This is a genomic window from Kineococcus glutinatus, from assembly GCF_039542765.1.
Taxonomy (GTDB): domain Bacteria; phylum Actinomycetota; class Actinomycetes; order Actinomycetales; family Kineococcaceae; genus Kineococcus_A; species Kineococcus_A glutinatus.
This window is the reverse complement of record NZ_BAABIL010000627.1, coordinates 1-3,142: the sequence shown is the minus strand read 5'-3', so window position 1 is coordinate 3,142 and position 3,142 is coordinate 1. Positions and strand designations below refer to the sequence as shown.

Genomic DNA, 3,142 nt, shown 5'->3' with positions numbered 1-3,142 from the left:
CTCGTCGCCGTGCTGCCCGAGCGCGTCGGCACCGGCACCGCGGCCGTCTACGCCCAGGTGGCGGGGGCGGCCCTCGACCGCGCCGAGGAATCCGGCAGGCTGGCACCCGCGGCCGCGGCGGCCGTGCGGGAGGCGCTGCGGCCTCCGCTGTCGTGAGGGCGCCCCGGGGCGCCGACGGGAGGAACAACGGGTGAGCGACCTCGTCGTGGCGCGCACGCGGGCCGAGCTGGTGGCCGCGCGGCGTGCGCTGGAAGGACCGGTCGCGGTCGTCATGACGATGGGTGCGCTGCACCGCGGGCACGCGGCCCTGGTGCGCGAGGCGCGGCGGCGGGCCACCAGCGTGCTGGTGACGATCTTCCTCAACCCGCTGCAGTTCGGCCGCGGGGAGGACCTGGCCCGCTACCCGCGCACCCTCGACGCCGACCTCGAGCTGTGCCGGGCCGAGGGCGTCGACGCCGTCTTCGCCCCCGGTCCCGACGTCGTCTACCCCGAGGGCGACCCGGGCATCCGGGTCAGCGCCGGGCAGCTGGGCACCGTGCTGGAGGGCGCCAGCCGGCCGGGGCACTTCGACGGGGTGCTCACGGTCGTCTGCAAGCTCATGCACCTCACGCGCGCCGACCAGGCGTACTTCGGGCAGAAGGACGCCCAGCAGCTGCTCCTGGTGCGGCGCATGGTGCGCGACCTCGACGTGCCCGTGGAGGTCGTGGGGGTGCCCACCGTGCGGGAGGACGACGGCCTCGCGCTGTCCAGCCGCAACACCTACCTCACCCCGTTCGACCGCGAGGTGGCGCTCTCGCTGAGCCGCAGCCTGCGCGCGGGCGCCGAGGTCGCCGCGGAGGGCCCCAGCGCCGTGCGCCGCGCCGCCCGCGACGTGCTGCTCGCCGAGCCGGCCGCCCGGGTGGACTACCTCGCGCTCGTGCACCCCGTGACGCTGCAGGACGTGCCGGAGCACCACCGCGGGGAGGCGCTGCTCGCGGTGGCGGCGAAGGTGGGCTCCACCCGGCTCATCGACAACGTCCCGCTCACCATCGGCAGCGGGACCTGAGCCCGCCGCCCGTTCCACGGGTCCGGGGCGGCGCCGCCGCGCGGATAGCCTTGCCGGGTGAGCCAGGACACCTCCGTCGACCCCACGACCACCCCCGGCGAGGACGCCGACGACACCCTGCCCGAGCAGGTGCGCGTCCGGCGGGAGAAGCGGGACCGGCTGCTCGCCGAGGGTCGCGACCCCTACCCGGTCGCCGTGCCCCGCACCCACTCCCTGGCGCAGGTGCGGGAGCGGTGGGCGCAGCTGCAGGCGGGGGAGGAGACCGACGACGTCGTGGGCGTCGCCGGCCGCGTCGTCTTCGCCCGCGGCACCGGCAAGCTGGCCTTCGCCACGCTGCAGGAGGGCGACGGCACGCGGTTGCAGGCGATGGTCTCCCTCGACGGGGTCGGCGCGCAGGCCCTGGAGCGGTGGAAGTCCGACGTCGACCTCGGCGACGTGGTGTTCGTGCGGGGCCGGGTGATCTCCTCCAAGCGCGGTGAGCTGTCGGTCCTGGCCGAGGAGTGGCAGATGGCCGCCAAGGCGCTGCGCCCGCTGCCGGTGCTGCACAAGGAGCTGTCGGAGGAGAGCCGCGTCCGGCAGCGCTACGTCGACCTCGTCGTCCGGGAGGAGGCCCGCCGCACCGTGCGGGCCCGCGCGGACGTGGTGCGCGCGGTGCGCCAGAGCCTGCACGGGCGCGATTTCGTCGAGGTCGAGACCCCGATGCTGCAGACCCAGCCCGGCGGCGCCGCGGCGCGGCCTTTCGTGACGCGCTCCAACGCCTTCGACATCGACCTGTACCTGCGCATCGCGCCGGAGCTGTTCCTCAAGCGCTGCGTGGTCGGCGGCATCGAGCGCGTCTTCGAGATCAACCGGAACTTCCGCAACGAGGGGTCGGACTCCACGCACTCGCCGGAGTTCGCGATGCTCGAGGCGTACGAGGCCTATGGCGACTACGACTCCGTCGCGCGGCTCACGAAGGACCTCGTCCAGGAGGCGGCCCAGACCGCTTTCGGCACCCAGGTGGTGACGCTGGCCGACGGTTCCGGCTACGACGTGGGCGGGGAGTGGGCGAGCATCTCCATGTACCCGTCGCTGTCGGCGTCGCTGGGGGAGGAGATCACCCCGGCCACCCCGGTGGGGGAGCTGCGGCGGGTCGCGGCCGGGCTGGGCGTCGCCGTCGACGAGGTCCGCTGGGGGCACGGCAAGCTCGTCGAGGAGCTGTGGGAGCACCGGGTCGCGGGCACCCTGCACGCGCCCACGTTCGTGCGGGACTTCCCGGTGGAGACGTCGCCGCTGACCCGCGCCCACCGCAGCGTCGAGGGCGTGGTGGAGAAGTGGGACCTGTACGTGCGCGGCTTCGAGCTGGCGACGGGCTACTCGGAGCTGGTGGACCCCGTGGTGCAGCGCGAGCGCTTCGAGGCGCAGGCCCGCCTCGGTGCGCTGGGTGACGACGAGGCGATGCGGGTGGACGAGGACTTCCTCGCCGCGCAGGAGCACGGCATGCCCCCGAGCGGTGGGATGGGCATGGGCATCGACCGGCTGCTCATGGCGCTGACCGGGCTGGGGATCCGCGAGACGATCCTCTTCCCGCTCGTGAAGCCCCGCTGAGACGCGCCGGGCCCGCGGCGGCGGTGCGCTGACCTAGGCTGGGCGCGTGGACGTCGTCAAAGCCGTGCTGCCGTCGCTGGGCATCCTCATCCTCTTTCTCGTCGTGGTGCGCGCGATGATCCACGGTGACCGCCGTGAACGCGCGGCGCTGGCGCGCCTGGAGAAAGAGTCGCGTGAATCGGGTGGAGACGCCGGCGGTTCTGCGCGCTGACTCTTTTGACATTTCGCGGGTAAATCGCCATCATCACGGTGAAGCATTTCCCCGCCGATCGGTGCGCGAGCGCACGTGAAAAGGAAGAAGAACCTGATGGCGCAGAAGGTCCAGGTCCTCCTCGTGGACGACGTCGACGGCGGTGAGGCGGCGGAGACGGTGTCCTTCGCCCTGGACGGCGTGAGCTACGAGATCGACCTCTCCGACGAGCACGCCGGTGCGCTGCGGGACGCCTTCGCCCCCTGGATCGGGCACGCCCGCCGCGTGGGCGGTCGCACCGGCGCGCGGCGCGCGGCGGC

At 73.8% G+C, this 3,142-nt stretch carries 4 protein-coding genes; all 4 read left to right on the top strand.

All coding sequences use genetic code 11. The features are described 5' to 3' along the window. Positions 1-190: 190 nt before the first annotated feature. Positions 191-1,045 (top strand): pantoate--beta-alanine ligase, encoded by an 855-nt coding sequence (gene panC, locus ABEB16_RS19250; protein ID WP_345713821.1) that lies wholly within the window; start codon positions 191-193, stop codon positions 1,043-1,045. Between the two features lie 57 nt (positions 1,046-1,102). Further along, entirely contained in the window at positions 1,103-2,632 is a 1,530-nt protein-coding gene (gene lysS / locus ABEB16_RS19245; RefSeq protein WP_345713820.1) for a lysine--tRNA ligase, read from the top strand. Positions 2,633-2,678: 46 nt separating this feature from the next. Then, positions 2,679-2,843: a hypothetical protein gene (locus ABEB16_RS19240; protein ID WP_345713819.1), complete on the top strand. Its 165-nt coding sequence runs from the start codon at positions 2,679-2,681 to the stop codon at positions 2,841-2,843. A 96-nt stretch (positions 2,844-2,939) separates the two neighbouring features. After that, positions 2,940-3,142: histone-like nucleoid-structuring protein Lsr2 (locus tag ABEB16_RS19235; RefSeq protein WP_345713818.1), on the top strand; the 203-nt coding region annotated here is incomplete at its 3' end.